Origin of the sequence: Streptomyces sirii, from assembly GCF_045690365.1 — a bacterium.
GTDB lineage: Bacteria > Actinomycetota > Actinomycetes > Streptomycetales > Streptomycetaceae > Streptomyces > Streptomyces sirii.
Map to the genome: position 1 here is coordinate 6,904,020 of NZ_CP147982.1, position 25,185 is coordinate 6,929,204.

Annotated in this window: 17 protein-coding genes and 1 pseudogene; 12 read left to right on the forward strand and 6 right to left on the reverse strand. The window is 70.0% G+C overall.

Annotated elements, in window-relative coordinates; translation table 11 throughout:
* Positions 1-48: 48 nt before the first annotated feature.
* Positions 49-471 carry an ester cyclase gene (locus tag WAB15_RS30770; protein WP_399146159.1) on the reverse strand — a complete coding sequence of 141 codons (423 nt, stop codon included), beginning with the start codon at positions 469-471 and terminating at the stop codon, positions 49-51.
* Between the two features lie 1,139 nt (positions 472-1,610).
* Between WAB15_RS30770 and WAB15_RS30775 the strand changes: the two genes are divergently transcribed.
* Positions 1,611-2,540 (forward strand): hypothetical protein, encoded by a 930-nt coding sequence (locus tag WAB15_RS30775; protein ID WP_407288207.1) that lies wholly within the window; start codon positions 1,611-1,613, stop codon positions 2,538-2,540.
* A gap of 376 nt (positions 2,541-2,916) precedes the next feature.
* On the opposite strand, the gene WAB15_RS30780 is transcribed toward WAB15_RS30775, so the two are convergent.
* A complete protein-coding gene (locus WAB15_RS30780) occupies positions 2,917-3,903 on the reverse strand; it encodes a hypothetical protein (RefSeq protein WP_399146161.1) in 987 nt (328 codons plus the stop codon).
* A gap of 900 nt (positions 3,904-4,803) precedes the next feature.
* On the opposite strand from WAB15_RS30780, the gene WAB15_RS30785 reads away from it, so the two are divergent.
* Positions 4,804-7,806: an FG-GAP-like repeat-containing protein gene (locus WAB15_RS30785; RefSeq protein WP_407288208.1), complete on the forward strand. Its 3,003-nt coding sequence runs from the start codon at positions 4,804-4,806 to the stop codon at positions 7,804-7,806.
* An 897-nt stretch (positions 7,807-8,703) separates the two neighbouring features.
* On the opposite strand, the pseudogene WAB15_RS30790 reads toward WAB15_RS30785, so the two are convergent.
* The 3 genes and pseudogenes from WAB15_RS30790 to WAB15_RS30800 form a co-directional block, all read right to left on the reverse strand.
* A pseudogene (locus tag WAB15_RS30790) lies at positions 8,704-8,935 on the reverse strand (RICIN domain-containing protein); the annotation flags it as partial.
* A 125-nt stretch (positions 8,936-9,060) separates the two neighbouring features.
* Positions 9,061-9,378: a hypothetical protein gene (locus WAB15_RS30795; RefSeq protein ID WP_407288209.1), complete on the reverse strand. Its 318-nt coding sequence runs from the start codon at positions 9,376-9,378 to the stop codon at positions 9,061-9,063.
* Positions 9,379-9,840: 462 nt separating this feature from the next.
* Positions 9,841-11,001 (reverse strand): magnesium and cobalt transport protein CorA, encoded by a 1,161-nt coding sequence (locus WAB15_RS30800; RefSeq protein ID WP_407288210.1) that lies wholly within the window; start codon positions 10,999-11,001, stop codon positions 9,841-9,843.
* 220 nt (positions 11,002-11,221) lie between these two features.
* Between WAB15_RS30800 and WAB15_RS30805 the strand changes: the two genes are divergently transcribed.
* From WAB15_RS30805 to WAB15_RS30850, 10 genes are all read left to right on the forward strand, one after another.
* Positions 11,222-11,611: a cell division protein SepF gene (locus WAB15_RS30805; RefSeq protein ID WP_399146164.1), complete on the forward strand. Its 390-nt coding sequence runs from the start codon at positions 11,222-11,224 to the stop codon at positions 11,609-11,611.
* Positions 11,612-11,666: 55 nt separating this feature from the next.
* Complete coding sequence (locus WAB15_RS30810; RefSeq protein ID WP_399146165.1) at positions 11,667-13,118, forward strand: biotin transporter BioY; 1,452 nt, start codon at positions 11,667-11,669, stop codon at positions 13,116-13,118.
* Positions 13,115-13,474 carry a nucleotide pyrophosphohydrolase gene (locus WAB15_RS30815; protein WP_384431400.1) on the forward strand — a complete coding sequence of 120 codons (360 nt, stop codon included), beginning with the start codon at positions 13,115-13,117 and terminating at the stop codon, positions 13,472-13,474. Before WAB15_RS30810 ends, WAB15_RS30815 begins: the two co-directional genes overlap by 4 nt.
* Positions 13,475-13,849: 375 nt before the next feature.
* Positions 13,850-14,305 carry a DUF6099 family protein gene (locus WAB15_RS30820; RefSeq protein ID WP_399146166.1) on the forward strand — a complete coding sequence of 152 codons (456 nt, stop codon included), beginning with the start codon at positions 13,850-13,852 and terminating at the stop codon, positions 14,303-14,305.
* Positions 14,306-14,730: 425 nt separating this feature from the next.
* Complete coding sequence (locus WAB15_RS30825; protein ID WP_407288211.1) at positions 14,731-15,654, forward strand: LLM class F420-dependent oxidoreductase; 924 nt, start codon at positions 14,731-14,733, stop codon at positions 15,652-15,654.
* 143 nt (positions 15,655-15,797) lie between these two features.
* Positions 15,798-17,348, forward strand: a complete 1,551-nt coding sequence (locus WAB15_RS30830; protein ID WP_407288212.1) for a 3' terminal RNA ribose 2'-O-methyltransferase Hen1 — start codon at positions 15,798-15,800, stop codon at positions 17,346-17,348.
* Positions 17,345-20,152, forward strand: coding sequence for a polynucleotide kinase-phosphatase (locus WAB15_RS30835; protein WP_407288213.1), 2,808 nt, complete (start codon positions 17,345-17,347; stop codon positions 20,150-20,152). The genes WAB15_RS30830 and WAB15_RS30835 overlap by 4 nt, the downstream gene beginning before the upstream one ends.
* A gap of 361 nt (positions 20,153-20,513) precedes the next feature.
* Positions 20,514-21,749: an arginine deiminase gene (locus WAB15_RS30840; protein ID WP_399146170.1), complete on the forward strand. Its 1,236-nt coding sequence runs from the start codon at positions 20,514-20,516 to the stop codon at positions 21,747-21,749.
* Positions 21,750-21,927: 178 nt separating this feature from the next.
* Positions 21,928-22,932 carry an ornithine carbamoyltransferase gene (argF, locus tag WAB15_RS30845; RefSeq protein WP_407288214.1) on the forward strand — a complete coding sequence of 335 codons (1,005 nt, stop codon included), beginning with the start codon at positions 21,928-21,930 and terminating at the stop codon, positions 22,930-22,932.
* A gap of 199 nt (positions 22,933-23,131) precedes the next feature.
* A complete protein-coding gene (locus WAB15_RS30850; RefSeq protein ID WP_399146172.1) occupies positions 23,132-24,655 on the forward strand; it encodes an amino acid permease in 1,524 nt (507 codons plus the stop codon).
* Here WAB15_RS30850 and WAB15_RS30855 read toward each other — a convergent pair.
* The gene (locus WAB15_RS30855; protein WP_407288215.1) at positions 24,618-25,079 is read right to left on the reverse strand and encodes an ATP-binding protein; all 462 of its coding nucleotides are present in this window, start codon (positions 25,077-25,079) and stop codon (positions 24,618-24,620) included. The two genes, WAB15_RS30850 and WAB15_RS30855, sit on opposite strands and share 38 nt — an antisense overlap.
* Between the last annotated feature and the right edge of the window lie 106 nt (positions 25,080-25,185).

Consider the following 25,185-nt stretch of genomic DNA (forward strand, 5'->3'; position numbering starts at 1 on the left):
TCGCCCGGCCCGGCGTCGGGCGTCAGACGGGCACCGGGGCCGCCGCGGTCACGCGCTGAGGAGGGCGGCGAGCTTCTGCTCGTCCCACTCGCTGCGGGCGGCGATGATCCGGCCGTCCTTGAAACGGGCCCAGTTGGGATAGCTGAAGGTGAACCGCCGGTTGGTGGGCGGGAAGCCCATCAGCGTGCCGGTGTGGACTCCGTCGACGGTCCACTGCATGCGCAGGACCTCGCCGTCCCAACGCATCTCGGTGCAGGTGTAGCGGAGTTCGGCGACCTTCGACCGCAGCTCGACCATGAAGTCGCGAGCCGCCTGAATGTCCTCGCCCTGGGTTTCCATCTCCAGCGCCGACTCGTCCGTCTCACCACGGAACTCGGGGTGCAGGATCTCGGTCAGCAGGTCGTCCCGGTGTCCGTTCAGGACCTCGTCCTGGTAACGGATGATCAGGTCTTCAAGGGATTTCTTGTTCATTAAACTTTCCACCTTTCGCGGCCCATGCCGGCCAGCGGTCAATTTCTGGGCATGCTGGATACACTGATGTCCGGCACGCCGCATCGAAAAGAAATGTTGGAAGCAATAAGGGAAAGTCTTGGCGGCACACCCGCAACGCACCGGTCCGCAGATACATGCTGGTGCGCATGGGTGATATAAGCCCTGGAGACGCCAGGGAAAAGGTCATGACCGACAGGGCCGAGTCCGGCCCGGTGTCACGAAGGAAAGCGGCTCAGATCACCGCGGAAAAAGGGGTGGCACCAAAGTGCGCACTCCTGGATTTGCCCCCGACACTCCTCGCCCCCCGGTGCGAGAAATCACTTTCGAACCCCCCAATACTCAGCCCCGGTCGAGGGCTGACACCCGTAGTCCTGCTATTTCAGCGTATCAGCAGATCGACACCGCAAAATCGTCCGGTTCTTTTCTTTGCGATTGCTTGGCGATTGCTTGACGTGCCGTCTGGCAAGGGAACGCATAAGCGGACACTTTCGGTGCCGGGCCGGTCGGAATTTCTCACTCATCCGCAAGGCGAGGCCGCGCCCTACGGACCCCCGACCGCCGGTCGACTGTACCGCTGTAGAACAGTGTACGAGTGTCGTACGGCAAGCTCAAGCCTTCTGCCGCATAGCCTCCAGCTAATTTTTTCGCCCGCCCGAGCACGGTCAACCGTGCGGTTCCGGCCCGTCGGCCCGCCGAAGATCCACTGGAAGATGTCCGGATCTTGATGCACCGTGGTGCCGCGCCTCGTCAGGGGAGGGGTACGGCGTCCCCGCCGCTCACGTCCCCGTCACTCGCCCTGATCGTGCGGTGTCCGTGGACCCGCGTACGTGAGCCCGCGCAGGGTGGCGCTGCCGTGGACGATGATCGGGCCGCCCTCGGTCTCCTTGTCAGGTGAGCAAGTGCCCGGCGCAGGCGGCGTGTTAGGGCCTGTCCGATGGGTCATGGCCGGGCCCGCGGCGTCTGGCACGGCACCTCGCGGCGTTGCCGAAACATCCCGATAGCTCCGCTATCGAGACGCTCCGGCGCCTTGCGATGCACCGCACCAGACGCCGCGGCCTTTCCAGCCCTGACCCATCGGACAGGCCCTAGCTGTCGGAGCCACCCTCTACAGTCATGGCATGGCCCCCAACGACAGTGTGCGCACCGGCGGAGTGCCGGAGCTTGTCTTGTGGTTCGACCAGGTACCGGACGCGATCGACAGGCTCAAGGAGGACCATCTTCCCGAGGCGGAGTGGCTGGACTTCAGCGTGGACTCCCTGCCCCGCCTGGAAGATGCTCTGCTGGACCACGGCGACGCAGACGAGCCGACGGGCTTTGTGGACGACGCCATGGCCTACCTCGGTGAGGTCCTGATGGGCGTGGGCGGCGGCGCTTGGGGTTGGGACACGGAATCTGCCGGCGACGCCGGCGGACAGCCGGCCATCGTGCCGGACGCGGCGCTGGAGGCCGACCCGATCTTGCCCATGCTTCTGATCGCCGATGCGCTGAACGTCTCCAGCGGCAGCGTATTCACCGAAGCGGTGGCCTCGCTGAGCGCTGCGGTGGAGGCGGTACGCACACACGACCCGCAGTTCACGCCCGCCAAGGAGCACACCCCGGGCGTGGATCCAGATCCGGAGGTGCCCCGGTATCCCTGGCTGTCCGGGTGGCTCAACGAGCGCGAGAAGACCTTCGCCGTCTGGGTCGAGGAGACCGGCCTGCCCGCGCAGACGTGGGACTTCAGCCCCGCCTCCCTCGATGTTCTGGAACGGCTGGTACGCGAGCGGTTCCCCGCGAAGGAGGAGTTCGAGGAGGCGGAAGCCGGACTGTTTCTTCAGGGCGCTTCCTGGTACGTGGGGGAGGTCGCCCGCCGCGAGCGCGACGCGGCGTGGCACTACCTGGATCCCGAGGAACACGACACCCACTGGGCGGGTGACCCGCTGATGAACCAGCCCGGAATACGGGACGGAAACCTCGCCTCACCCATGTCGGAGCTGTACGCGGCGGCCGTCCTTGACCGGGACGGAGTGGTACTGCGGGAGCGGCTGGACTGGTACGCGGAGAGCTGAGGCACGGCATTCGGCGTCCGGGGTACGACTGACACGCACCGCGCGTACCTCCGGCGTGGGCGACCGCACTGTGTGGTTCGATCACGTACCCCGGCGCTGTGGAGCGGCTGACGGGGGAACATCTTCCCGGAGGCCTCACCGAGGAATCACACATGCCGCCGGCGTGCCACTCGCCGGCCAGGTCGGAGCGCGTGACGTGTTCCGCCTGTGGTTCTGGTGGTCCCAAGCATCCGGACGAGGCCCATGCTGAGGCTGAGCAGGACCGTGCCCCCCCCGCTGCTTCCCCGTCGCCATCCCCCTCCAGTGGCAGGGAACAATCTGTATGTCCCTGCCAGGCACCTGCCGTCTTCAGCGCCCTGGCGCGCATTTCTTCGTCTCACGGGCCGGCGACGGCGTTGATCGAGTACGGGTAGGAGACCTGCTGCCACAGTGCGGTGAAGCGGTAACTCGGACGGGCATCCACCTGGGGCACCCGACCGTCCGACGTCAGCGTCTTCGCGCTTCCGAAGGAACCGGAGCGGCTGATCAGGCGAGCGCCGACCTGCTGCGCCGAGTACGGAGAACTCGGTGTCTGGTAGACGAGCATGCCGTCGCCGTCGTCATCGAGGGCGATGTCGGGCCGGTCGTTGAGCCCGAGGACGGTGGTGGTTCCGCGGGTGCCGCCTGCGGACAGCTGCCGTCCGAGCATCTCAAGCCGGCTGCTGCTGTTCCACCGGGTCCACACCAGCATCGAGTCGCCGTCGAGGTCGGTCGCGAGGGCGTGGTGGACGCCCACGTTGTCCGTGGACGACGAGATGCGAAGAGGGCTTCCCGGCGTGCCGGTCCGGCTCCAGCGCGAGGCCCACACCTGAGGGCGGGTACCGCCACCGGAGCGGTAGCTGATGACCGCGTCACCGTCGCGGTCGACGCCGACCCGCACCATGCCGAATCCGGCGTACGACGCGATCGACGAGGTGAGCACCTTCGTCGAGGAGACGGAATCCGGCGTGATGCGCTTGGCCACGACGGTGGAACCCTGCACCCACGCCACGACGAAGTGGCCGTTGCGGTCGACGCCGATGCCCGGCTTTTCCGCCGAGCCCGAACCAAGGGTGATCGCCGAGCCAACCGTGCCGTCCAGCTTGAGTCGGCGTGCCACGGCGTACCAGCTTCCCCCGCGGCTCTCCGACCAGGCGACCAGCGCCGTTCCGCCCGGCGACACAGTCACCACCGGGTTGGTCGCAGGCGCTGACGTGGAGAGCTTTTGCGTGGAGCCGACGAGGCTGCCGGAGGCCGAGACCCGCCGGCCCACGACGTGGCCGTCCTGCTCCCAGGCCACCGCGGCGTCGCCGGTGTCGTCGGAGTCGGCCTCCGGCCAGGACACCGAGGCCCCCAGAGGCGACAGATTACGGATCGAACCCGTCGTCCCGTCCGCACGCTTGGTCCTGGACTGAATCTGGTAGTAGCAACTCGGCGTCGTGGGGTCGCAGGCTCTCCAGACCAGGAGGGCATCGCCTTGCCGGTCGACCGAGACCCGGGGTGAATCGTCGGCTGTCCAGCCACTGGCGGATACCTTCCACGCCGAAGACCATGCGGCCTGGGCAGGCATCGTTACCGCCACTGCCACTGCGACCCCCACCGCCACGGCGGCGGAACCCCCGGCGATGACACGGCCCTTCACCGAACGCCGATGACGTGCTGCACGCATAGCCACCCTCATCACCCCTTGTCACAGCTTTGAGCACAGCCGCCACACATGCGACCCAAAGCATCCAGCGCCGCCCGTTGGCGAAACATCACAGCGTTGCCGTGGAAAGTGAGGCAGGTCACTGCGGGTGTGCGGTTTTGGGTGGGAGCGGTGGATCGTTGCTCGGGGTGGGGCCAGTTGGTCGGACGGGGTGTCGCAAGAGGGTGAGGATGCCTCGACCGACTACGTTTCCGGCGGTCTCATGGCCCCGACAATGAGCCCTCGGACCATCCGTCAGCATCATTCGTCACGCATGCTGGACGAGCGGTCGCCTCTGTCTACTTGCATCGACTTGGCTGGTCAGGCCGTGTTATCTTCCCCCAGCTTTCGAGAGGCTGGCGCCGCGACGACCCCCATTCCGCGATGCATGGCCGCCCTCGTTCTCCCCTCAGCTGGAGGTATGACGTGGCTGCACGCCACAAACCAGGTCATAGACGCACCCTCGTACGCGGCGGAATCGCCGCGACCGTTGCGCTCGGTCTCGCGGCCGGAGGCGCATCGATTCTTCTCTCCCAGGCGCAGGCCGAGTCGGCCCCGTTGGCGATCCCGGCGCCCGACCGTTACGCGCCGACGGGCAACCCGGTCTACGGCGCCGGTACCACGGGGGTCCTGGAGCGGCGCGAGTCGGCCACGGCCGCAGCGCTGGGTGACTACCAGTGGACGACGTACGGCGGGAGCGCCACGTTCGCCGGCTCCGCTTCGGACACCGTCACCGCCACCGCGTCCGACACCGTCAGCGCCTCCTTCACGGACCGCGTGACGCTCAAGGACATGAAGGCGGGCACCTCCACCGCCTTCACCCTGCCCGCAGGACAGCTCTTCAAGGGCAGCTTCGGCGATGCCGTGCTCACCGCCACCCGGGACGAGGGCGGAGAGATCAACGGCCTGCACATCCTGCGCAAGACGGCCGACGGCCTGTCCGACACCCCGGTCACCGGGCTGAACGGCTGGGTGGAGCGGTACGACACCGTGCTCGGCGGCGACACCCGCTCGGTGGCGATCTGGTACGCGGCGCCCGACGGCACCCATGGCGTCGGCCTGCTGGACCTGGAGTCGGCAAGCGTACGGCCGGTTCTGCCGGGCGCGACCGGAGGAGCCGGCGCCCGTGTGGTGTTCTCCGGCACCCGCCTCGCCTGGTACTCGCCTGAGGGCGGGAACACCACCGTGCGCGTACTGGGCCGGGACGCCCTGGACGGCCCGGAGACCAAGGTGACGCTGCCGACCGGCGGCGAAGGCACCGCGCGGATCGGGCTCGTGGGCGATTCGCTGCTGACCACCTGGGGCGTGCCGGAGAAGGACGGCGACCCGCTCCAGCGCCGGGGCGAGCCGCTCAAGGCGGTCCCGCTCGACGGCGGTGAGGCAGAAACGCTGCTGCCGCACGCACAGGCGGAGATGGCCCAAGTACCCGGCGGCGGCGTCATCGTCACCGGTGGCGACTCGGCGCAGGACTGGGCCGTGCGCAAGGTGACGGCCGCCGACGACGGCAGCCTCGCGCTGACCAAGCTGCGGGATGTGGCGGTCAAGCGCGCGGCGGTGGACGAGGTTTCGCTGACCGCCGGACAGCTGGTGACCACGGAGCGGGACAGCAACTACCTCGCCTCCCTCTACCAGCGGGACATCACGCTCGGCGCGACGCCGAAGGCGGGGGACCGCTCGCTGCTGGCACAGCCCGATCCGCAGGCCACGGGGGACGCCCAGAAGGAGTTCTACGCCGCGTACGTCACGGGCACCGGTGACGGCCGGTACGCGCTGACGGCCAAGGGCGACGACGGCCGATACGCGCTGGAGGTGGTGGCTCCCGGCGGCAAGAAGACGGTGGTGCAGCCGGCGGACCCGGCGACCGGCGAGCAACTGCCGGCGGACGTCCGCACCTGGGTGACCTCCGTCTCCGGCCGCTATGTGGTCTTCGGCGACCGCCAGCGCCAGGACAGCGACGTCCAGTACGTGGTCGACCTTGAGGCCACGGGCGGCGCCAAGGTGATCCGTGCCTACAAGGGCCGCGGCGGACTGGCCGTATGGGGCACGAAACTCTGGCGGGCCGGGGAGACCGCGGGCACGCTCACCTCCCTCGACCTCAAGAGCGGCGCGACCGAGACGGTGCAGACCGGCAACGACTGCGTCCCGGTGGATGTACAGGCCGTCGGCCGCTGGGTGTCCTGGGACTGCAAGCTGAACATCTCGGGCGGCCACGGTGTGTACGACCGCGTGTCCAAGGAGCAGTGGGGCGGGCCCTACAGTGGCACGCTCGGTGACGGCTACGTCCTCACCCACGACACCGACAACCAGCGGCTGCTGGTGACGCCCATCGGGGACGCGACCAGGACCATCGCCCAGACGCCGGAGTGGGCGTCGGGCAAGTACCTCGACGCGGACCGCTTCGGCACCGGCATCGCCTTCCTCGCGGACAACAGGAAGGACCTCCAGATCTTCGATCCCGGGGTGCCGACCTCCCCGCTGACGAAGATCGAGTCGCGCGTCGGGACGTCGGTGAACCTGAAGTCCGCCACCGCCCCGACGTGGCAGGCGGCCTGGCAGCTCTCCAAGCCCGCCACCGGCGCCAAGGTCACCCTCAAGGACCGTACGGGCAAGGTCGTCCGTACGCTCGACCCCACACGCAGCGGCGCGGCGCTCAAGACCACATGGGACGGCCGTACGGACGCCGGCAGGTGGGCGGTCGACGGCACCTACACCTGGCAGTTGAGCGCCGCCCCCGAAGACGGCTCCGGCGCCGCCCTGTCGCTGACCGGCACGGTCAGTCTCACCGGCGGGATGCGTGGCTTCCACGACCTCAACGGCGGCTCCGGCGACCTGATGACGCTCAGCTCGTCCGGCTACCTGACCACGCACTACGGCAACGGCACGGGCGCCTTCGGCACCAAGGCGTCGGGCAGCGGCTGGCCGGCCGGCACGGTCGCGGTCCCGTTCGGCGACCTGGACGAGGACCGCTGCAACGACCTGCTGGTCCGGATGCCCGACGGCGAACTCCGCCGCTACACAGGCAAATGCGCGGGCGGCGGCTACACCCCGTCGAGCTCCCACACCGTCCTCAGCACCGGCTGGGACCAGTACAACGTGCTGACCGCCCCAGGCGACCTCACCGGCGACGGCCGCACCGACCTGATCGCCCGCCATTCCTCCACCGGGGATGTCTACCTCTACGCGGACAACGGCGCGGGCGGATTCAAGGCGCGCACGAGGATCCGCTCGGCATGGACGGCATACACGCATCTCATCGGGGCCGGTGACCTGAACGGCGACGGTTACGGCGACCTGCTGGCCCGCCACACCGACGGGACGCTGTACCGCTATGACGGCACGGCGGCCGGGCAGTTCAAGAGCCGGGTCGTGGTCTTCACCAACTGGGGCTCCTCGTACAACGCCGTCGTGGGTGTCGGAGACATCACGGGCGACGGCAAGGCGGACCTCGTCGCCCGCGACACCAGCGGCAATGTCTACCGCAACAGCGGTGACGGCAAGGGGGCGTTCAGTGCCCGTACGCAGATCATGACCGGCTGGCAGGGCTACAAGGGGCTGTTCTGAGCAGGTAGTCGACCGGTGAACAGATAGCCGGCCATGGGGCCCGTGCGACTCGGTGTCGTACGGGCCCTTCGCCGTTCGTCAGGCACCCGTCAGACGATGCCAGGGGCGTTCGCAGGTGCATCGATGCGGGCGGCCCAGCAGTACGTGACGGTGCGCTAATCGGTCCCGCATGGCACGCGAAGAGCACCCGGCCCAAAAAGGTCTAGACAATGACTAAGCTCCAGGTCGCCGACCTGGGGCTTTCGCATGGAGCGGGTGACGGGAATCGAACCCGCGCTCCGAGCTTGGGAAGCTCAGGGGGCTTTCGGGCGCCTAGTGCCGTCCTGACCTGCGAAGACGCCGCATTGCGGGTGCGGTTCCTGGCGAACCCTCTGGGCCCCTGTTGACCGTCGTTTACCGCTCTATCTGGCACGGTAATGGACGAGCTGCAGCTGTCCTCTGACACTGAACTTGGATTGTTTGTCAGGGAAGTTGGACAACCAGTAGGTTCCTGACATCGAAGTTGGACCGCGAGGGTCGGGGCAGGGTGGGGGCGCCAGCTCTTGCGTACGAGATCGGCTCCACCGTCGGGAGCAAGAGCGGCCTGGCCTGAGTCGCCCTTCAGGCGACCTTCTCGGCCCGTACCTCCTGGGGATGTCTGCCGTGCTTGAGCTAGTAGCGACCGTCTGCGGCCACGATCGCGACGGCGCGCCGTTCCTGGTCCAGCTGCGCTTGACCAGACCGCGTTGCTCAAGGGCCCAGGCCGTGTTTGAGCTCTTCGACGGGACGGGCATCGCGCCCGAGGAAGCTGCGACCTCACGAAGCAAGCTGACCTGTTGCTCCGTCAACGCATACTTCACGACAACGGACGGTTGGCCAGACATGGACAGGGGCGAGTTCGCCACTACCCCTCGTGGGTCACACGGGGAGCAGGTGCCACTGCCGTTCCCTGTGGTCGCCCTCCGCCCTGTGCTGCTGGGATCGCCGTGCGGGCATTGGTGTCGACTCGCAGGAGCAGACCGCTGTTCCGGTTCGCGATCTCGTACACCGATGGGGTGTCGGTCGCGGAGCTCACCGGGATCAGCCTCCATTGCTGGTGGTGTGCGTCGTCACCCTCGTAGGCGCGCTGGGCGACCACCGCCCCGGCCGTCTCGTGCGCTCCGAGGACCGGCGATGTAGAGGGTGCCGTTGCTGTCCACCGCCACCTCGAACGGGTTATCCAACTGGGCGGCGGTGGCGGGGCCGCCGTCACCGCTGAAGCCCTTGGTGCCGGTGTCAGCCCGAGAGGCTCTTGCGGCGAACGCGCAGCGAGTACGTCGTCCCCTCAGGCCCGCTACTGCTGCCCCAGCCGCCGCTCTTGGCCACGTCCCATCCTTGCTGCTCTCTCATCTGGGCGGCGAAGGCGCCCAAGTCGTGAATCGAGCAGCCGCAATCCAGCGACACACGGACGCTGATGTAGGGACTCCGGGGGTTGTCGTTCCCGAAGGGGTCCTTCTCCCACCTCACGTCGTGGACGTGCTCCGTGAGGCCGGTGCGCTCCTCGTCGTGCTTGATCCCGTGGGCCTTCGCGTACTCGTCCAGGTCGTCGATCACGAACAAGTGACTCGACCACTCGCCGGGCCAGACAGCGAAGAGGCGAGACTGGCCGGCGAGTGCCCGCTCGTGGGCGGCTCGATCGTTCCCGTGCGTCACCGCCCCGTCCTCATGGACTTCGATGTAGCACGTCGTACGCGCGGTGTAGGGGAAGTCCTTCCCCGCTGCTGCGGCACTTCTCGGTTCCAACCGGCCCTCCCGGTATGCATGGTCCGCCGTGGTTGCCCAGTCAACAGCATCTGGGGCAGCCGCCCGCAAGGCCGTTCTCGGCACTCTCAGTGAGCACCTGCGGAGGCGCGCTGACTGGATCAGGGCCGGGCGCGACATGCGGAGCAGCTGGGGACGCGGGCGATGCCCGCTCACTAGCGGCGCGGATTCTCCCCAGATTCTCCCCGGGGTATGGAAATGCGCCCTTGAAGTCGTTCGCTAGTGCGAAGTCGAACGGTCGGAACGATCTGCTGCCTACAGCCAGTCGCGATGCTTGAAAATGAAGTACAGGCTCACGCAGACCGCTGCCATCAGCAGGATCGCGAAGGGGTATCCGGCCGCCCACTTCAGCTCCGGCATCGTCTCGAAGTTCATGCCGTAGATCGTTCCCACCAACGTAGGTGCAAACAGGATCGCCGCCCACGACGAGATCTTCTTGATCTCCTCGTTCTGCTCGAAGCCGGCCTCGGCCAGGGCGCGCATCTCGGCGTTCTGCTGCTGGTTCACCAGCGTCGCGTTGACGGTGAGGATGTCCTGCAGGGCCTGCCGGAACCCGTCCACACGGTCCGTGGTGTGCAGCACGTGGTCGGCCACATCGCGCAGGTAGCGGCGCAGTTCCTCGTCGATCGCGTACTTCTCGAAGCCTGCGGTGAGGCTCTCCAGCATGGTGTTGAGGGGGCGGGTCGCGCGCTGGAACTCCACCACCTCGCGGGAGAGTTCGTAGATGCGGCGGGAGACACGGGGATCGCCGCCGAAGACCTCGGTCTCGATCTCGTCGATGTCGTTCTGGACGCCGGCCACGACCGGTGCGTAGCCGTCGACGACCGCGTCGAGGATGGCGTAGAGCACGGCCTCGGGGCCGCGCTTGAGGAGTTCGGGGGCGTCCTCCATGCGGCGGCGCACGGCCGACAGGTCGGGGGCGCCGCCGTGCCGGACGGTGATCACGAAGTCGCGGCCGACGAAGACGTGCAGCTCGCCGAAGTCGACCTCCTCGGCGTCGTCCAGATAGCGCGCGGCGCGCAGTACGACGAAGAGGGTGCCGCCGTAGCGCTCCAGTTTGGGGCGCTGATGGGCCTCCAGGGCGTCCTCGACGGCGAGCGGATGGAGGTCGAACTCCGAGGCGAGGGTGACCAGTTCGGACGGAGTGGGGCGGTGCAGCCCGATCCAGGCCAGGGTGTCGGCGGTGGTGCGCTGCTGCCGGAAGGCGTCGGCGAGGGTGTCGTGGGTGCTGACGCGGTGGCCGTCCCGGTACAGGGCGGCACTGATGATGCTGCTGTGGTTCTCGGTGGACGGTTCGGGGGCCTCGGTGCCGTCGGCGGGCTTGGCGGGCGGGGGCGCGGCGGCCCCCTTCTTCTTCGCGGGTTTGCGCAGGCCGCGCAGGCCACGGGGCCGACGACCGGGAGGTTCAGTGCTCACGACAGAACCGACCTCCGTCACAAGGGGGGATGAACAGCCACACAGAATCTCGACGCAGGATATCTGCCGAGGATGTCGGCACAGGTCAGGGGGCATGGTGCAGGATGGAACGGGCGTGGCGCGGTGTGTGTCGCGTCCCTCAGGCTTTGTATGTTTATCTCTAGAATTGTGCGATGCAGATACCGCAGATAGCCAGCACCCCTCTGAGTGAGGTGATTCGGTGAACGGCCCCGATGCCACCGACGAGCAGTGGGAAGGGCTCGCCGAGGTCGTCCCGCTCCGCGGCAGCCGCGAATGGCCTTCCTGGCCCGACCACCGCGCCCTCCCCGAGGAGGAGCCGACGGAGGAGACGCGGCGGTTCATCGTCATCCGCGTCCAGACCTTCGCGGACGCCCGTGAGGTCGCCGAGTACCTGATGGCGCAGATCCCGGTCCTGCTCGACCTCAGCAGCGCGGACACCGATGTCGCCAAGCGCATCCTGGACTTCTCCAGTGGTGTCGTCTTCGGGCTCGGCAGCGGGATGCACCGCGTGGACACCAACGTCTTCCTGCTGGCCCCGGTGGGCACCGAGGTCGACGAGGCCGCAACGGGGGCCGTCCCCCGTTCGTAGGAAGAGCTGCCGGGCGTAACGGTTCTCCGGCCGGGCTGCTGCATAGCTTCCACGCATGAATACCGACAGTGTGCGGCCGGCCGTCACCGAGTTACGGCTGTCCGCCTTCAAGACCCATCGCGGCGTCACCCTGCCGCTCGGCCCGCTGACGCTGCTGAGCGGCGAGAGCGGAAGCGGCAAGTCCAGTGTGCTGCAGGCGTACGAGATGCTCGCCCGGCTCGGTAGCGGGGAGCCGCTCGCGCGCGCCGTACAGGAGGTGGTGGGCGGCCCGTCGGCCTGTGTGCCGGCGGGGGCACGTCCCGACGGACAGGGGCGGCGCGGGTTCCGTATCGGCTGCACGGTCGACGGCCCGGCCGGCCCCGTCAGCCTCGATCTCGCCGTACAGGCCGAGCCCGAACTCCGCATCGTCGGCGAGCGATTGACCGGCGGTGGGGAGACGCTGCTGACCACCGCGCTCACCGACCCCACCCGCCCCGCCGTCCAGGCGGCCTGGCACACCGCGGGCGCGACCCCCGTGACCCGCGCGCCGCTGCCCGACGACCGGCTGGGTACCTCACTGCTGCCGCTGCGGGTGGCGGGGAAGACCGAAGGCCAGCGGCTGGTCCTGGCCGCGGCCGAACAGGTCGTGGTCGCGCTGCGGTCGGCGTTCGTGTGCGATCCCCGACCGGAGGCCATGCGGCGGTCGGGGGCGGGCGAGTTGGGCGGGGGCGATCCCGGTGGACGGGGGCCGGACGGCGGCGGAGGGCGGGGCGGTGGAGCCCGGGGCGGCCGGGCGGGGAGCACGGGAGGCTGTGCGACGAAAGCAGGCGGGGGCGGTGGGGGCGATGGGGCTGCCGGCGCTTGGGGCACGCGGGGGCGCAGGGGGAGTGGTGGGGCCGGCGAGGCCGGCGGCTGGGGCCGGGCCGCGGAGGAGGAGCGCGACGAGGGGCGGTTGCGGTCCTCCTGCGACAACCTGCCCGCGGTCTTGGAGCGCACGAGCCGCGAGTGCGCGCGGCGGCATGCGGTGCTGGTCGCGGCCGTGAGGGAGGCCTGCACGGGGCCGGTCGACGGGCTGCGCGCGGTGCCGCGCGAGGAGGGCGCCGCGGAGGAGGGGGCCGCGGCCCCGCCGGTGCCGGGCCGAGGTGGACCGGCGGCCGCTCGGCACACGGGGCAGGAGGTACGGGAATCGGGTGTACGGGCCGTCCTTGACCGGGGTGCCCTGGGGGAGATGCCCGTCGAGCAGCTCGGTGACGGGGAGCTGCGTTTTCTGGCGCTGGCGCTGGTACTGCTCACCGGGCCGGGGGTGCTGGCGATGGACCCGGCCGGGGAGATCCCGTCGGCGCAGCAGCAGATGACGGTGATGGCGGACGGCATGGACCGCTGCATGGACCGCAGGCAGGCGCGCGAGCTGGTGTCGCTGGCCGTCCGCATGGCGGATCGGGGGCACGTCCGGCTGCTGGGGACGGTGCGGGATCCGTCGGTCGCCGAGGGGCTGCCCGGCGTACAGGTGCTACACCTAGGGACATGAGCGAGGATCTTCATGCGCTGCAGCGACGGCTGGCCGAATTCGCGGCCGCCCGGGACTGGCAGCAGTACCACACCCCCAAGAACCTGGCCGCGGCGCTGAGCGTCGAGGCGGCGGAACTCGTCGAGATCTTCCAGTGGTTGACGCCGGAGGAGTCGGCGAAGGTGATGTCCGATCCGCGGGCGGCCGGCCGGGTCGAGGACGAGGTCGCCGACGTGCTGGCGTATCTGCTGCAGTTCTGTGAGGCGCTGGGGATCGACGCCCTGGCGGCGCTCGCCGCGAAGATCGAGCGCAACGAGTCGCGCTTCCCCGCGGTCCGCAGGGCACGGCCGGACCGGCCGCGGGAGGGCGAGGAGTAGGGAGCGGAGTCGTCGCGGCGGGGTGGGGGCTGCCGCCTCGGCGGGGGTGGGAGCGGTAATCCGTTCCCACCCCCGCCCTTTTCATCACGGTGGGCTCCGGGCTCGTTCGGTCCGCACCGGCGCGCCGATTCAGGCCGTTCATGAGCTTTCCGTGACTTATGTCCGTCGTGTGAGCGGTGGGAGCGCTGTGGCGGGAGGGGAGAGGGAAGGGTCCGTACTCGCCAGTCGTCACTCTCCGGAGTGATTGATCTCTCCACAGCGCCTTGGTTGTCCACAGATTTGCGAATTCCCCTGGCTTTTTTGGGCGTTCACCTTCACTCTGGGTAGTGGAAGAAGTGCAGGATGCATGCGAATGAGCGGGAAGGAGGGGAACGGATGGATGCGGTGCGGATCATCGAGGCCGGCCGGCGCGGCCTGGCGGAGGCGACCACGGTTCAGGACGTGATCGTCGAGGCGTGGCAGGCGCAAGCGTTGGCGGAGGCGATAGGAAGCCACCTCGCGATATTCGGGCCGTACGAAGTACGGTCCAGGGCCCAGAGTCTGGGTGACGCGGGCGGGCGGTTCAGCGGGGGACTGCTGTGCCCGGCATCGGTCACCGGCGGCCTGCGGGCGGCCCAGCTGACCGAGGTGCGCGACGTCAGAGCCGCCTTGACGAGCCTGAGCCGGCTGTTGCGGGAAGTGTGCGAGGCGCTGGTGGGAGTGGTGCTGCTCGCGGACGAGGAGGGGGCGTACTGGACCTGTGTCGAGGCGATGGACACGCTCGATGAATCGAGGGATCGCGTCGCCGGAATCCTGGAGAAGCTGGAGGTGCGCGACCGGAATCCGGCCTGAGCGGGGGACCGGACAGGACGGGAATGCTCACGCCCCACACGCCGACGGCGCGATGCCACGTCCGCCGACAGGTCACGGTAAGCCCACCGCCGTGCTTGCCTTCCTCACTGCCACTGCCACTGCCACTGCCACTGTGCGGCTGCTAGCGCCTTCCGTCTCATCTGCCGCCGACGCCAGTGATCGTCGCCTTCGCGCCTGTGCAGCCGCCCTATGCGTGGGGGTCGGCCCCGACGCGCCGTGCCGTGCCACGCCACCGCCATACCACCCGCGTCGGCTGGGTCCAGCCCATCGCCCACACCGTCACCATGACAAGGTCTGACCCGAATTCACCCGGTCCTGACCAGCACTGACCCGAACTGACGTAGTGACTTGATACATCGACACACCTAACGGTTGGTTTGCCGGTCGGTGTGCAGGATGGAGGTATGGACCTACGAATCTTCACCGAGCCCCAGCAGGGGGCTTCCTACGACACCCTTCTGACGGTCGCCAAGGCCACAGAGGATCTCGGCTTTGACGCGTTCTTCCGGTCCGACCACTACCTGAGCATGGGCAACGTCGACGGGCTGCCCGGCCCGACGGACGCCTGGATCACACTGGCCGGACTCGCCCGTGAGACCCGGCGCATCCGGCTCGGCACGCTCATGACGGCCGGCACCTTCCGATTGCCGGGCGTCCTGGCGATCCAGGTCGCGCAGGTCGACCAGATGTCGGGCGGGCGGGTCGAACTCGGCCTCGGGGCAGGCTGGTTCGAGGAGGAGCACAAGGCATACGGCATCCCCTTCCCCAGGGAGAAGTTCGCGCGAATGGAGGAGCAGCTGGAAATCATCACCGGCCTGTGGGCCACAGACACGGGGAGGGAGTTCAACTACGACGGGGCGTACTACCAGCTGGAGAATTCGCCCGCGCTGCCCAAGCCGGCTCAGGGCAAGGTGCCGGTGCTGATCGGTGGACACGGTAAGACCCGCACGCCGCGCCTCGCGGCGCAGTTCGCCGATGAGTTCAACATCCCATTCGCCTCGCTCAAGGACACTGAGCGCCAGTTCGGACGGGTGCGGGCGGCCGCCGAAGCCGCCGGGCGGAAGGGGGATGAGCTGGTGTACTCCAACGCCCTCGTCGCCTGCGTCGGCAAGGACGACGCCGAGGTGGCGCGGCGGGCCGCGGCCATCGGGCGGAAGGCGGACGAACTGAAGGCCAACGGCCTGGCGGGCACGCCCGCCGAGGTCGTCGACAAGATCGGGCGCTATGCCGCTCTCGGAGCGTCCCGTGTCTACCTGCAGATCCTGGACCTCGATGATCTCGACCACCTTGAGCTGATCTCGGATCAGGTCCAGTCACAGGTGAGCTGAGGCGAGGTGGCATGAGGTGAGGTGAGCGGGGTCGGGGCCGGTGCGACCGGCCGGGGCAGGCCGACTGGAGCCCGGGGTGTGGTGGGCGGTGCTGTGGGAAAACCGGTGGGGAATCGGGACGGGTTGCGGCGATACTCGGGCGCGTGTTCCTGACGATAACCACCACCGGCAGCGCCGTCCGTCCCGCGACCGACCTCGGGTTTCTGCTGCATAAGCATCCGGACAGGTCGCAGCAGTTCTCGACGTCCCACGGCACCGCACACGTCCTCTACCCGGAAGCGGATGCGGAACGGTGCACGGCCGCGCTGGTGTTGGAGGTCGATCCCATCGCCCTGGTCCGCCGGGGACGGGGGAAGGGCCGCGGCGGCGCTCCGGACTCGGCGCTCGGACAGTATGTGAACGACCGGCCGTACGCGGCCTCCTCGTTGCTGGCGGTGGCGCTGCGCAGCGTCTTCGCGAGCGCGATGAAGGGGCAGTGCGCGGCGCGGCCCGAGCTGGTGGCGCAGCCGATGCCGTTGCGCGTCGAGGTGCCGGTGCTGCCCGCCCGGGGTGGCGCGGAGCTGGTGCGCAAGCTGTTCCAGCCGCTGGGCTGGACGGTGCTGGCCGAGCCGGTGCCGTTGGACGAGACGTTCCCGGAGTGGGGTGACTCCCGCTACGTCCGGCTCGTCCTGGAAGGCGAGCGGACGGTCGCCGAGGCGCTGCGGCATCTGTATGTGCTGCTGCCGGTGCTGGACGACGCCAAGCACTACTGGGTCGCGCCGGACGAGGTCGACAAGCTGCTGCGGGCCGGCGAGGGCTGGCTGGAGGACCACCCGGAGCAGCGGGTGATCGTCGGACGCTATCTCGCACGGCGCTGGTCGCTGACCCGCCAGGCCATGGAGCGGCTGGAGCTGGAGCGGCTGGCCGAGTCGGACGGGGTGGCGGCCGAGGAGATGGACAACGCGGTGGACGAGGAGGCGGATACCGAGGAGAAGCCGGTGCCGCTCGCCGTACAGCGACGGGAGGCGATCCTCGCCGTACTGCGCGGGGAGCAGGTGGCGCGGGTACTCGATCTGGGGTGCGGGCAGGGCCAGTTGGTCGGTGCGCTGCTCAAGGAGGGGCAGTTCACCGAGGTCGTCGGCGTGGATGTGTCGATGCGGGCGCTGCACGAGGCGCGGCGCCGGCTCCGGCTGGAGCGGATGTCCGAGCGGCAGGCGGAGCGCGTGCGGCTCGTGCAGGGGTCGCTGGCGTACACGGACAGCAGGCTGAAGGGGTACGACGCGGCGGTGCTGAGCGAGGTCGTCGAGCATGTCGATCCCGCGCGACTGCCGGCCCTGGAGTACGCGGTGTTCGGGTCGGCCAGGCCGCGGACGGTCGTGGTGACGACGCCGAACGTCGAGTACAACGTGCGCTGGGAGTCGCTGCCGGCCGGCCATGTGCGGCATGCGGACCATCGCTTCGAGTGGACCCGCGAGGAGTTCCGGCAGTGGGCGCAGGGGGTCGCCGCGCGGCACGGCTACGAAGTGGCCTTCGGCCCGGTGGGGCCGGACGACCCGGAGGTGGGCCCGCCCACCCAGCTCGCGCACTTCCGCATCTCCGGTGACGACGGCGATGGTGGCAAGGGAGCAGGTGACAGCGGTACACGTAACAGCGGTGCGGGTGGCGGCAGTGCGGGTGACGGTGGTTCGGTGAGTGGGAAGGAGGTCGCGGCATGACGGACGCGGATCGTACGGAGCACCAGGACGACAAGGCGCATGGGCACGGGGACGGCCGGGAGGCGGTGCGGCGCACGCTCGGCGTGCCCGATCTCTCGCTGGTGGTGCTGATAGGGGCCACCGGCTCCGGCAAGTCCACCTTCGCCGCCCGACACTTCAAGCCGACCGAGGTGATCTCCTCGGACTTCTGCCGGGGGCTGGTCAGCGACGACGAGAACGACCAGAGCGCGAGCGCCGACGCGTTCGACGTGCTGCACTTCGTCGCGGGCAAGCGGCTGGCGGCCGGGCGGCTGACGGTCGTCGACGCCACCAATGTGCAGTCCGAGGCGCGGGCGCAGCTGGTGCGGCTGGCCCGGGAGCATGACGTACTGCCGGTGGCCATCGTGCTGGACGTGCCCGAGCAGGTCTGCGCCGAGCGCAACGCGGCGCGCGCCGACCGAGCCGGACTCCCGCGCCGCGTCATCCAGCGTCACCAGCGCGAACTACGCCGTTCCCTCAGGCACTTGGAGCGCGAGGGCTTCCGCAAGGTGCACATCCTGCGCGGTCAGGCGGAGGTGGCGGCCGCCGAGGTCGTCCTGGAGCGGCGGTTCAACGATCTGCGCCATCTGACCGGCCCCTTCGACATCATCGGCGACATCCACGGATGCCGTTCCGAGCTGGAGACGCTGCTCGGCAGGCTCGGCTATGCGCTGGAGCGCGACGAGCTCGGCAGGGCCGTGGACGCGGCGCACCCGCAGGGCCGGACGGCCGTCTTCGTCGGCGACCTCGTCGACCGCGGACCGGACAGCCCCGGAGTGCTGCGCCTGGTGATGGGCATGGTCGGGGCCGGGCACGGGCTGTGCGTGTCCGGAAACCACGAGAACAAGCTCGGCCGTTACCTCAAGGGCCGCAAGGTCCAGCACACCCACGGACTCGCCGAGACCGTCGCGCAGCTGGACGGGGAGGACGACGCCTTCCGCGCCGAGGCCGGGACGTTCATCCAGGGCCTGGTCAGCCACTACGTCCTGGACGGCGGCGGGCTGGTGGTGTGCCACGCGGGGCTGCCGGAGAAGTACCACGGCCGGACGTCCGGCCGGGTGCGGTCCTTCGCGATGTACGGCGACACGACCGGCGAGACCGACGAGTTCGGCCTGCCGGTGCGCTACCCGTGGGCCGAGGACTACCGAGGCCGCGCCGCCGTCGTCTACGGCCACACGCCCACCCCGCGGGCCACGTGGCTCAACAACACCATCTGCCTGGACACCGGCTGTGTCTTCGGCGGCGCGATGACCGCGCTGCGCTGGCCGGAGCGCGAGCTGGTGGACGTAGCCGCGGAGCAGGTCTGGTACGAGCCGGCGAAGCCGCTCGCCACGGAGGCACCGGGCGGGGCGGACGGACGTCCCCTCGACCTGGACGACGTGGCCGGCCGGCGGATCGTGGAGACCCGCCAGATGGGCCGGCTCGCGGTCAGGGAGGAGAACGCGGCGGCCGCGCTGGAGGTGATGAGCCGCTTCGCGATCGACCCGCGACTGCTGCCGTACCTCCCGCCGACGATGGCGCCCTGCGCCACCTCGAAGGGCCGGACCCACGACGCAGGCGGCGACGAGGGCTTCCTGGAGCACCCCGTGGAGGCGTTCGCCGGATACCGGGCGGACGGCGTACGGGAAGTGGTGTGCGAGGAGAAGCACATGGGATCGCGCGCGGTGGTCCTGGTGTGCCGCGACGAGTCCGTCGCCGGCGAGCGCTTCGGGGTACCGAAGGGCGTGTCGGGCGCGCTCTACACCCGCACCGGCCGGCCGTTCTTCGACGACCCGGAGACGACCGAGCGGATCCTGCGGCGGATCGGGGCGTGCGTCGAGGAGGCCGGCCTCTGGGCGGAGCTGGAGACGGACTGGCTGCTGCTGGACGCGGAGTTGATGCCGTGGTCCCTGAAGGCCACGGGTCTGCTGCGCAAGCAGTACGCCGCGGTCGGCGCGGCGTCCGGGGCGGCCTTCCCGAGCGTGCTCGGCGCGCTGGAGGCGGCCGCCGCCCGCGGCGTCGAGGTGGGTCCGCTGCTCGACCGGCAGCGCGACCGGGCCGCGGACGCCGCGGCGTTCACCGAGGCGTACCGGCGCTACTGCTGGCGCGTCGGGGCGACGGAAGGCGCCGCGGAAGAGACAGCGCAGGAGCCGGCGGCCGGGACGGATTCGGCCGTGGCGGAACCGTCCGGCGGGCTGGGCGACCTGGAGGGCGTCCGGCTCGCGCCGTTCCAGATCCTCGCCGTGCAGGGGCACAGCCTCGCGGGGCTGCCGCACACCGAGCAGTTGGCGCTGATCGACCGGATCGTCGCGGCCGAGGGCGCGGTGCTGTCCCGGGACGGTGCGGGGACACGGGATGGTGCGGCGCCACGGGACGGTGCGCAGGACCGGCCGGGGCTGCTCGCCACGACCCGGCGGATCCTCGTCGACACCGAGGACGAGGCGTCGGTCGCGGCCGGTGTCCAGTGGTGGCTGGAGCTGACCGCGGCCGGCGGTGAGGGCATGGTGGTCAAGCCGGTACAGGCGCTCGTGCGGACGGCGGCCGGGCGGCTGGTCCAGCCGGGCGTCAAGTGCCGTGGCCGCGAGTACCTGCGGATCATCTACGGCCCGGAGTACACCCGCCCGGAGAACCTCGACCGGCTGCGCGTACGCCATCTGGGGCACAAGCGCTCGCTGGCCCTGCGGGAGTACGCGCTCGGCCTGGAGGCGCTCGACCGGCTGGCGGAGGGCGAACCGCTGTGGCGGGTGCACGAGGCGGTCTTCGCGGTGCTGGCGCTGGAGTCGGAGCCGGTCGACCCGAGACTGTAGTAGTCGGGCCGAGGCGGGGGAGGGGCGATTGCCGCCCCTCCCTCCCCGCAGCCCGTCCCGCCCTGCCCCGCCCCGTCCCGCCGCCCCTGTCGCTCGGCGTCGCCGTGCTGATCGCCGTCATGGGTGGTCAGCGCAGCCCGGGTAGGGGGGAGTTGCGGGGTGGCCGGCTCATCTCGGCCGTGACCTCGGCGGGCGCGGTCGTCGCGGCGCTGACCCTGCGACGTGCCGATCGGTGACCCGGCGCGTTGCCACACGGGGTCGCTCCGGCCCGGCCCGCCGCCGGTCGGCGGGTCCCGGACCCGACCGAGCCGAGATCGTCCGACTCCCTCCCCCGGGCCCCGGAAGCGGCCAAGATGGGTGGATGGGATTCCATGTTGACTCCGAGGCCGGGCTGCTGCGCCGGGTCATCCTGCATCGACCCGATCTGGAGCTGAAGCGGCTCACACCGTCCAACAAGGACACCTTGCTCTTCGACGACGTGCTGTGGGTGCGCCGGGCGCGGGCCGAGCACGACGGCTTCGCCGACGTGCTCCGCGACCGCGGTGTGGAGGTGCACCTCTTCGGGGATCTGCTGGCCGAGAGCCTGCAGATCCCCGAGGCGCGGACGCTGGTCCTGGACCGGGTCTTCGACGAGAAGGAGTACGGGCCGCTGGCCACCGACCATCTGCGTGCCGCCTTCGACGAGCTGCCGGTGCCGGAACTCGTCGAGGCGCTGGTCGGCGGCATGACCAAGCGCGAGTTCCTCGAACGCCACCCGGAGCCGACCTCGGTCCGCTTCCATGTGATGGATCTGGACGACTTCCTGCTGGGCCCGCTGCCCAACCACCTCTTCACCCGCGACACCTCCGCCTGGATCTACGACGGGGTGTCGATCAACTCGATGCGCTGGCCGGCCCGGCAGCGCGAGACCGTGCACTACGAGGCGATCTACCGCCACCACCCGCTCTTCCGCGACGAGGACTTCCACGTCTGGTCGGAGGGGCAGGCGGACTTCCCGTCGACGATCGAGGGCGGCGACGTCCTGGTGATGGGCAGCGGCGCGGTGCTGATCGGGATGAGCGAGCGGACCACCCCGCAGGCGGTCGAACTGCTCGCGCGCGGGCTGTTCGCGGCCGGTTCCGCGCGCACGATCGTGGCGCTCGACATGCCCAAGCGCCGCGCGTTCATGCACCTGGACACCGTCATGACCATGATCGACGGGGATACCTTCACGCAGTACGAGGGCCTGGGCATGCTCCGCTCGTACACCATCGAGCCGGGCTCGGGCGACCAGGACCTCAAGGTCACCGACCATCCGCCGGAGCACATGCACCGCGCCATAGCGGCCTCGCTGGGTCTGTCGGACATCCGGGTGCTGACCGCGACCCAGGACGTGCACTCCGCGGAGCGCGAGCAGTGGGACGACGGATGCAATGTGCTGGCGGTCGAGCCGGGGGTGGTCGTGGCGTACGAGCGGAACGTCACCACGAACACGTTTCTGCGCAAGCGCGGCATCGAGGTAATCACGATCCCGGGCAGTGAGCTGGGGCGGGGCCGGGGCGGCCCGCGCTGTATGAGCTGCCCGGTGGCGAGGGACGCGGTGCCCGGGGCAGCCTGAGGCGTGGCACCCCCGCGGGTGCACCGGCCGCACCCGGAGGGGTACGCCGGACGCTTCGCATATAGATACGAGAGGTCGTATACACTTCCAGGGAACGGGGCCGCGCGCCCCTCCCGTCATGCGACCGTACGCCTTCGGTACGTACCCCGTCCCACCGCCGCGAACCAGGAGCCCACCCATGGCGATAGACCTCAGGGGCCGCCACTTCCTCAAGGAGCTGGACTTCAGCGCCGAGGAGTTCCGCCGACTGATCGACCTGGCGGCCGAGCTCAAAGCGGCCAAGCGCGCCGGCACCGAGGTCCCCCGCCTCCAGGGCAGGAACATCGCCCTGATCTTCGAGAAGACCTCGACCAGGACCCGCTGCTCCTTCGAGGTCGCGGCCGCCGACCAGGGCGCCTCGACCACCTACCTCGACCCGTCCGGCTCGCAGATCGGGCACAAGGAGTCGGTCAAGGACACCGCCCGGGTCCTCGGCCGGATGTTCGACGGGATCGAGTTCCGCGGCAGCCGGCAGTCCGACGTCGAGGAGCTGGCCGCCCACGCCGGCGTACCGGTCTTCAACGGGCTGACCGACGACTGGCACCCCACCCAGATGCTCGCCGACGTGCTCACCATGGTCGAGCACGGTGGCGGCCGCCCCCTGGCGGAGACCGCCTTCGCCTACCTCGGCGACGCCCGCAACAACATGGGCAACTCCTACCTCGTCACCGGCGCCCTGCTCGGCATGGACGTACGGATCGTGGCCCCGCGGCAGCTGTGGCCCGAGCAGCCGGTGATCGACCGGGCGCAGGCGCTCGCCGAGGGCAGCGGCGCCCGGATCACACTCACCGAGGACGTCGCCGAGGGCGTGCGCGGCGCGGACTTCGTCACCACCGACGTCTGGGTCTCCATGGGGGAGCCCAAGGAGGTGTGGGGTGAGCGGATCGCGCTGCTCGCCCCGTACGCGGTCACGATGGACGTGCTGCGCGCCACCGGCAAGCCGGAGGTGAAGTTCCTGCACTGCCTGCCCGCGTACCACGACCTCGGTACGGCGGTCGGTCGGGAGATCCAGGCCCAGTACGGACTGTCGTCGCTGGAGGTCACCGACGAGGTCTTCGAGTCCGCGCACTCCGTCGTCTTCGACGAGGCGGAGAACCGGATGCACACCATCAAGGCGGTGCTGGTGGCGACGCTCGCCCGCTGAGCGGCGGCTATCCGCCGCGGGCGGCGGCATCGCCCGAAAGATCACATTGCATAGGCATACGTCCGAATGGGCGATCATGCGGAGGGAGCGGCTACCATCGAGCCGCTCGCGGGGTTCGGACCCACCGGTCCGGACCCCGCTCCTGTGTGCGGCCCACCCTCGCCGCGCGCACCGCACCACCAGAAAGAGAACCACCCGCATGCGCCCGCCCGTCTTTCGCCGCCGTTTCCAGGAGGCGCTGCGTGCCGCACCCGGCGCGCCAGGTCCGTCCGGACTGCGCATCAAGTCCCCCGACGTCCTCGTCGCCGAATCCGGCGCGGACCTCGAAGGCAACGGCCTCAAGCGCAGCATGGGGCTCTTCCAGCTCGTGTGCTTCGGCATCGGCGCCATCGTCGGCACCGGCATCTTCGTCGGCCTGTCCGACACCGTCGCCGAGGCCGGTCCCGCGGTCGTCGTCTCCTTTGTGCTGGCGGCCGTCACCTGCGTGTTCACCGCCTTCTCGTTCGGGGAGCTGGGCGGCGCGATACCGGTGTCCGGCAGCTCCTACTCCTACGCCTACGCCACCCTCGGCGAGCGCACCGCCTTCCTCGTCGGCTGGTGCCTGCTGCTCGAATACGGCGTCTCGGTCTCGGCGGTCGCCGTCGGCTGGGGCCAGTACCTCAACGAGCTGCTGGGCAGCCTGATCGGCTGGCAGCTGCCGGCCGCGCTCGCCAACCCGCCCGGTGACGGCGGCATCGTCAACATCCCGGCCGTCGTGGTGATCCTGCTCGCCGCCCTGCTCCTCGTCCGCGGCGTGCGGGAGAGCGCCCGGGCGACCGCCGCGATGGCGGTGCTCAAGCTCGCGATCCTGGTGCTGTTCTGCGCGATCGGCTTCAGCGCCTTCCGGGCCGGCAACCTCTCGCCGTTCGCGTCCGAGGGCATCGCCGGCATCACCTCCGGTGCCTCGCTCGCGTTCTTCTCGTACATCGGCTTCGACGCGATCACCACGGCCGGTGAAGAGGTGAAGAACCCGCGGCGCAACATCCCCGTCGCGATCATGGTCTGCATCGGTGTGGTCACCGTGCTCTACTGCCTGGTCGCGCTCGCCGCCATCGGTGCGCTCTCCTCCGACCAGGTCGCGGGCCGGCCCGCCGCGCTGTCGCTGATCGTCAATCGGGTCACCGACTCGGCGCTCGGCGGCGGGGTGATCGCCTTCGGCGCGGTCGTCGCCATCGCCTCCGTCGTCCTCGCCGTGATGTACGGCCAGACCCGCATCCTGCTGTCGATGTCCCGGGACGGCCTGATCCCGCGGGTCTTCGAGCGGGTCTCGCCCCGTACGTCCACCCCCGTCGCCAACACCTGGATCGTCGCGGCCGTCTTCGCCGTGCCGGCGGCGGTCGTCCCGTTGGACGTGGTGATGAACCTGACCACCATCGGGACGCTGGCGATCATGGCGGTGGTCAACCTCAGCGTGATGGTGCTCCGCCGCACCCGCCCCGATCTGCCGCGCCGCTTCCGCGTCCCGCTCTTCCCGGCCAGCCCGCTGCTCGGCATCGGCTTCTGCCTCTACCTGATGTACGGGACCGGCCCGGCGACCTGGCTGCAGTTCGCCGGCTTCCTGGCCGCCGGCGCACTGGTCTACACGCTCTACGGGCGGCGCCGCTCCCGGCTCGCGGCGGCCCCGCAGCCGCCCGCGGAAGCGGCCGTCACCGTTCCTGGTGCCGCCGCAGCTCGGGAAGGGTGAACCAGACGGCCTTGCCCCGCGGCGTCGGGCGGCAGCCCGACGCGGAGCTGAGGGACCGGACCAGCAGCAGACCGCGGCCCCGGGTGCAGACCGGGGCGGCGGTGCCGTCGCTCGGGGGAGGGGGCACGGGCGGGGCCGGGGGAGGCGCGCCGAGGCCGTCGAGGTGCCTGCCGTCCCCGTCGTGGACCTCCACCCGGCAGCCCCCGGCCCCCAGCTCCACCACCAGCTCGATGGGATCGGCGTCGCCGGCGTGCTTGAGGGCGTTGGCGACCAGCTCGGCGGCCAGCAGCTGAGCGGTGGTCCGGTCGGCCGTCGCCTGCAGGTCCTGCATGGCGCAGCGGACCATCGCCCGGGCGACGGGGACCGCGGTCGCGCCCCGCGGCAGCGCGATATGCCAGGTCGTGGGGGTCGGCGGTGCCAACATGAGCGGTACGTTCCGTTCGCAGAAGGCCGGATCGGGTGCCTGGGGCCGGATCGGTGCCGAGGGCCCGGGACGGGTGCCTGCGGACCGCGCCGGGTGCCTGCGGGCC

Coding starts and splice junctions, on each gene's coding strand:
- WAB15_RS30770 (WP_399146159.1), bottom strand. CDS start 471: ATGAACAAGAAATCCCTTGAAGACCTGATCATCCGTTACCAGGACGAG.
- WAB15_RS30775 (WP_407288207.1), top strand. CDS start 1,611: ATGGCCCCCAACGACAGTGTGCGCACCGGCGGAGTGCCGGAGCTTGTC.
- WAB15_RS30810 (WP_399146165.1), top strand. CDS start 11,667: ATGAATACCGACAGTGTGCGGCCGGCCGTCACCGAGTTACGGCTGTCC.
- WAB15_RS30815 (WP_384431400.1), top strand. CDS start 13,115: ATGAGCGAGGATCTTCATGCGCTGCAGCGACGGCTGGCCGAATTCGCG.
- WAB15_RS30820 (WP_399146166.1), top strand. CDS start 13,850: ATGGATGCGGTGCGGATCATCGAGGCCGGCCGGCGCGGCCTGGCGGAG.
- WAB15_RS30825 (WP_407288211.1), top strand. CDS start 14,731: ATGGACCTACGAATCTTCACCGAGCCCCAGCAGGGGGCTTCCTACGAC.
- WAB15_RS30835 (WP_407288213.1), top strand. CDS start 17,345: ATGACGGACGCGGATCGTACGGAGCACCAGGACGACAAGGCGCATGGG.
- WAB15_RS30840 (WP_399146170.1), top strand. CDS start 20,514: ATGGGATTCCATGTTGACTCCGAGGCCGGGCTGCTGCGCCGGGTCATC.
- argF (WP_407288214.1), top strand. CDS start 21,928: ATGGCGATAGACCTCAGGGGCCGCCACTTCCTCAAGGAGCTGGACTTC.
- WAB15_RS30850 (WP_399146172.1), top strand. CDS start 23,132: ATGCGCCCGCCCGTCTTTCGCCGCCGTTTCCAGGAGGCGCTGCGTGCC.
- WAB15_RS30855 (WP_407288215.1), bottom strand. CDS start 25,079: ATGTTGGCACCGCCGACCCCCACGACCTGGCATATCGCGCTGCCGCGG.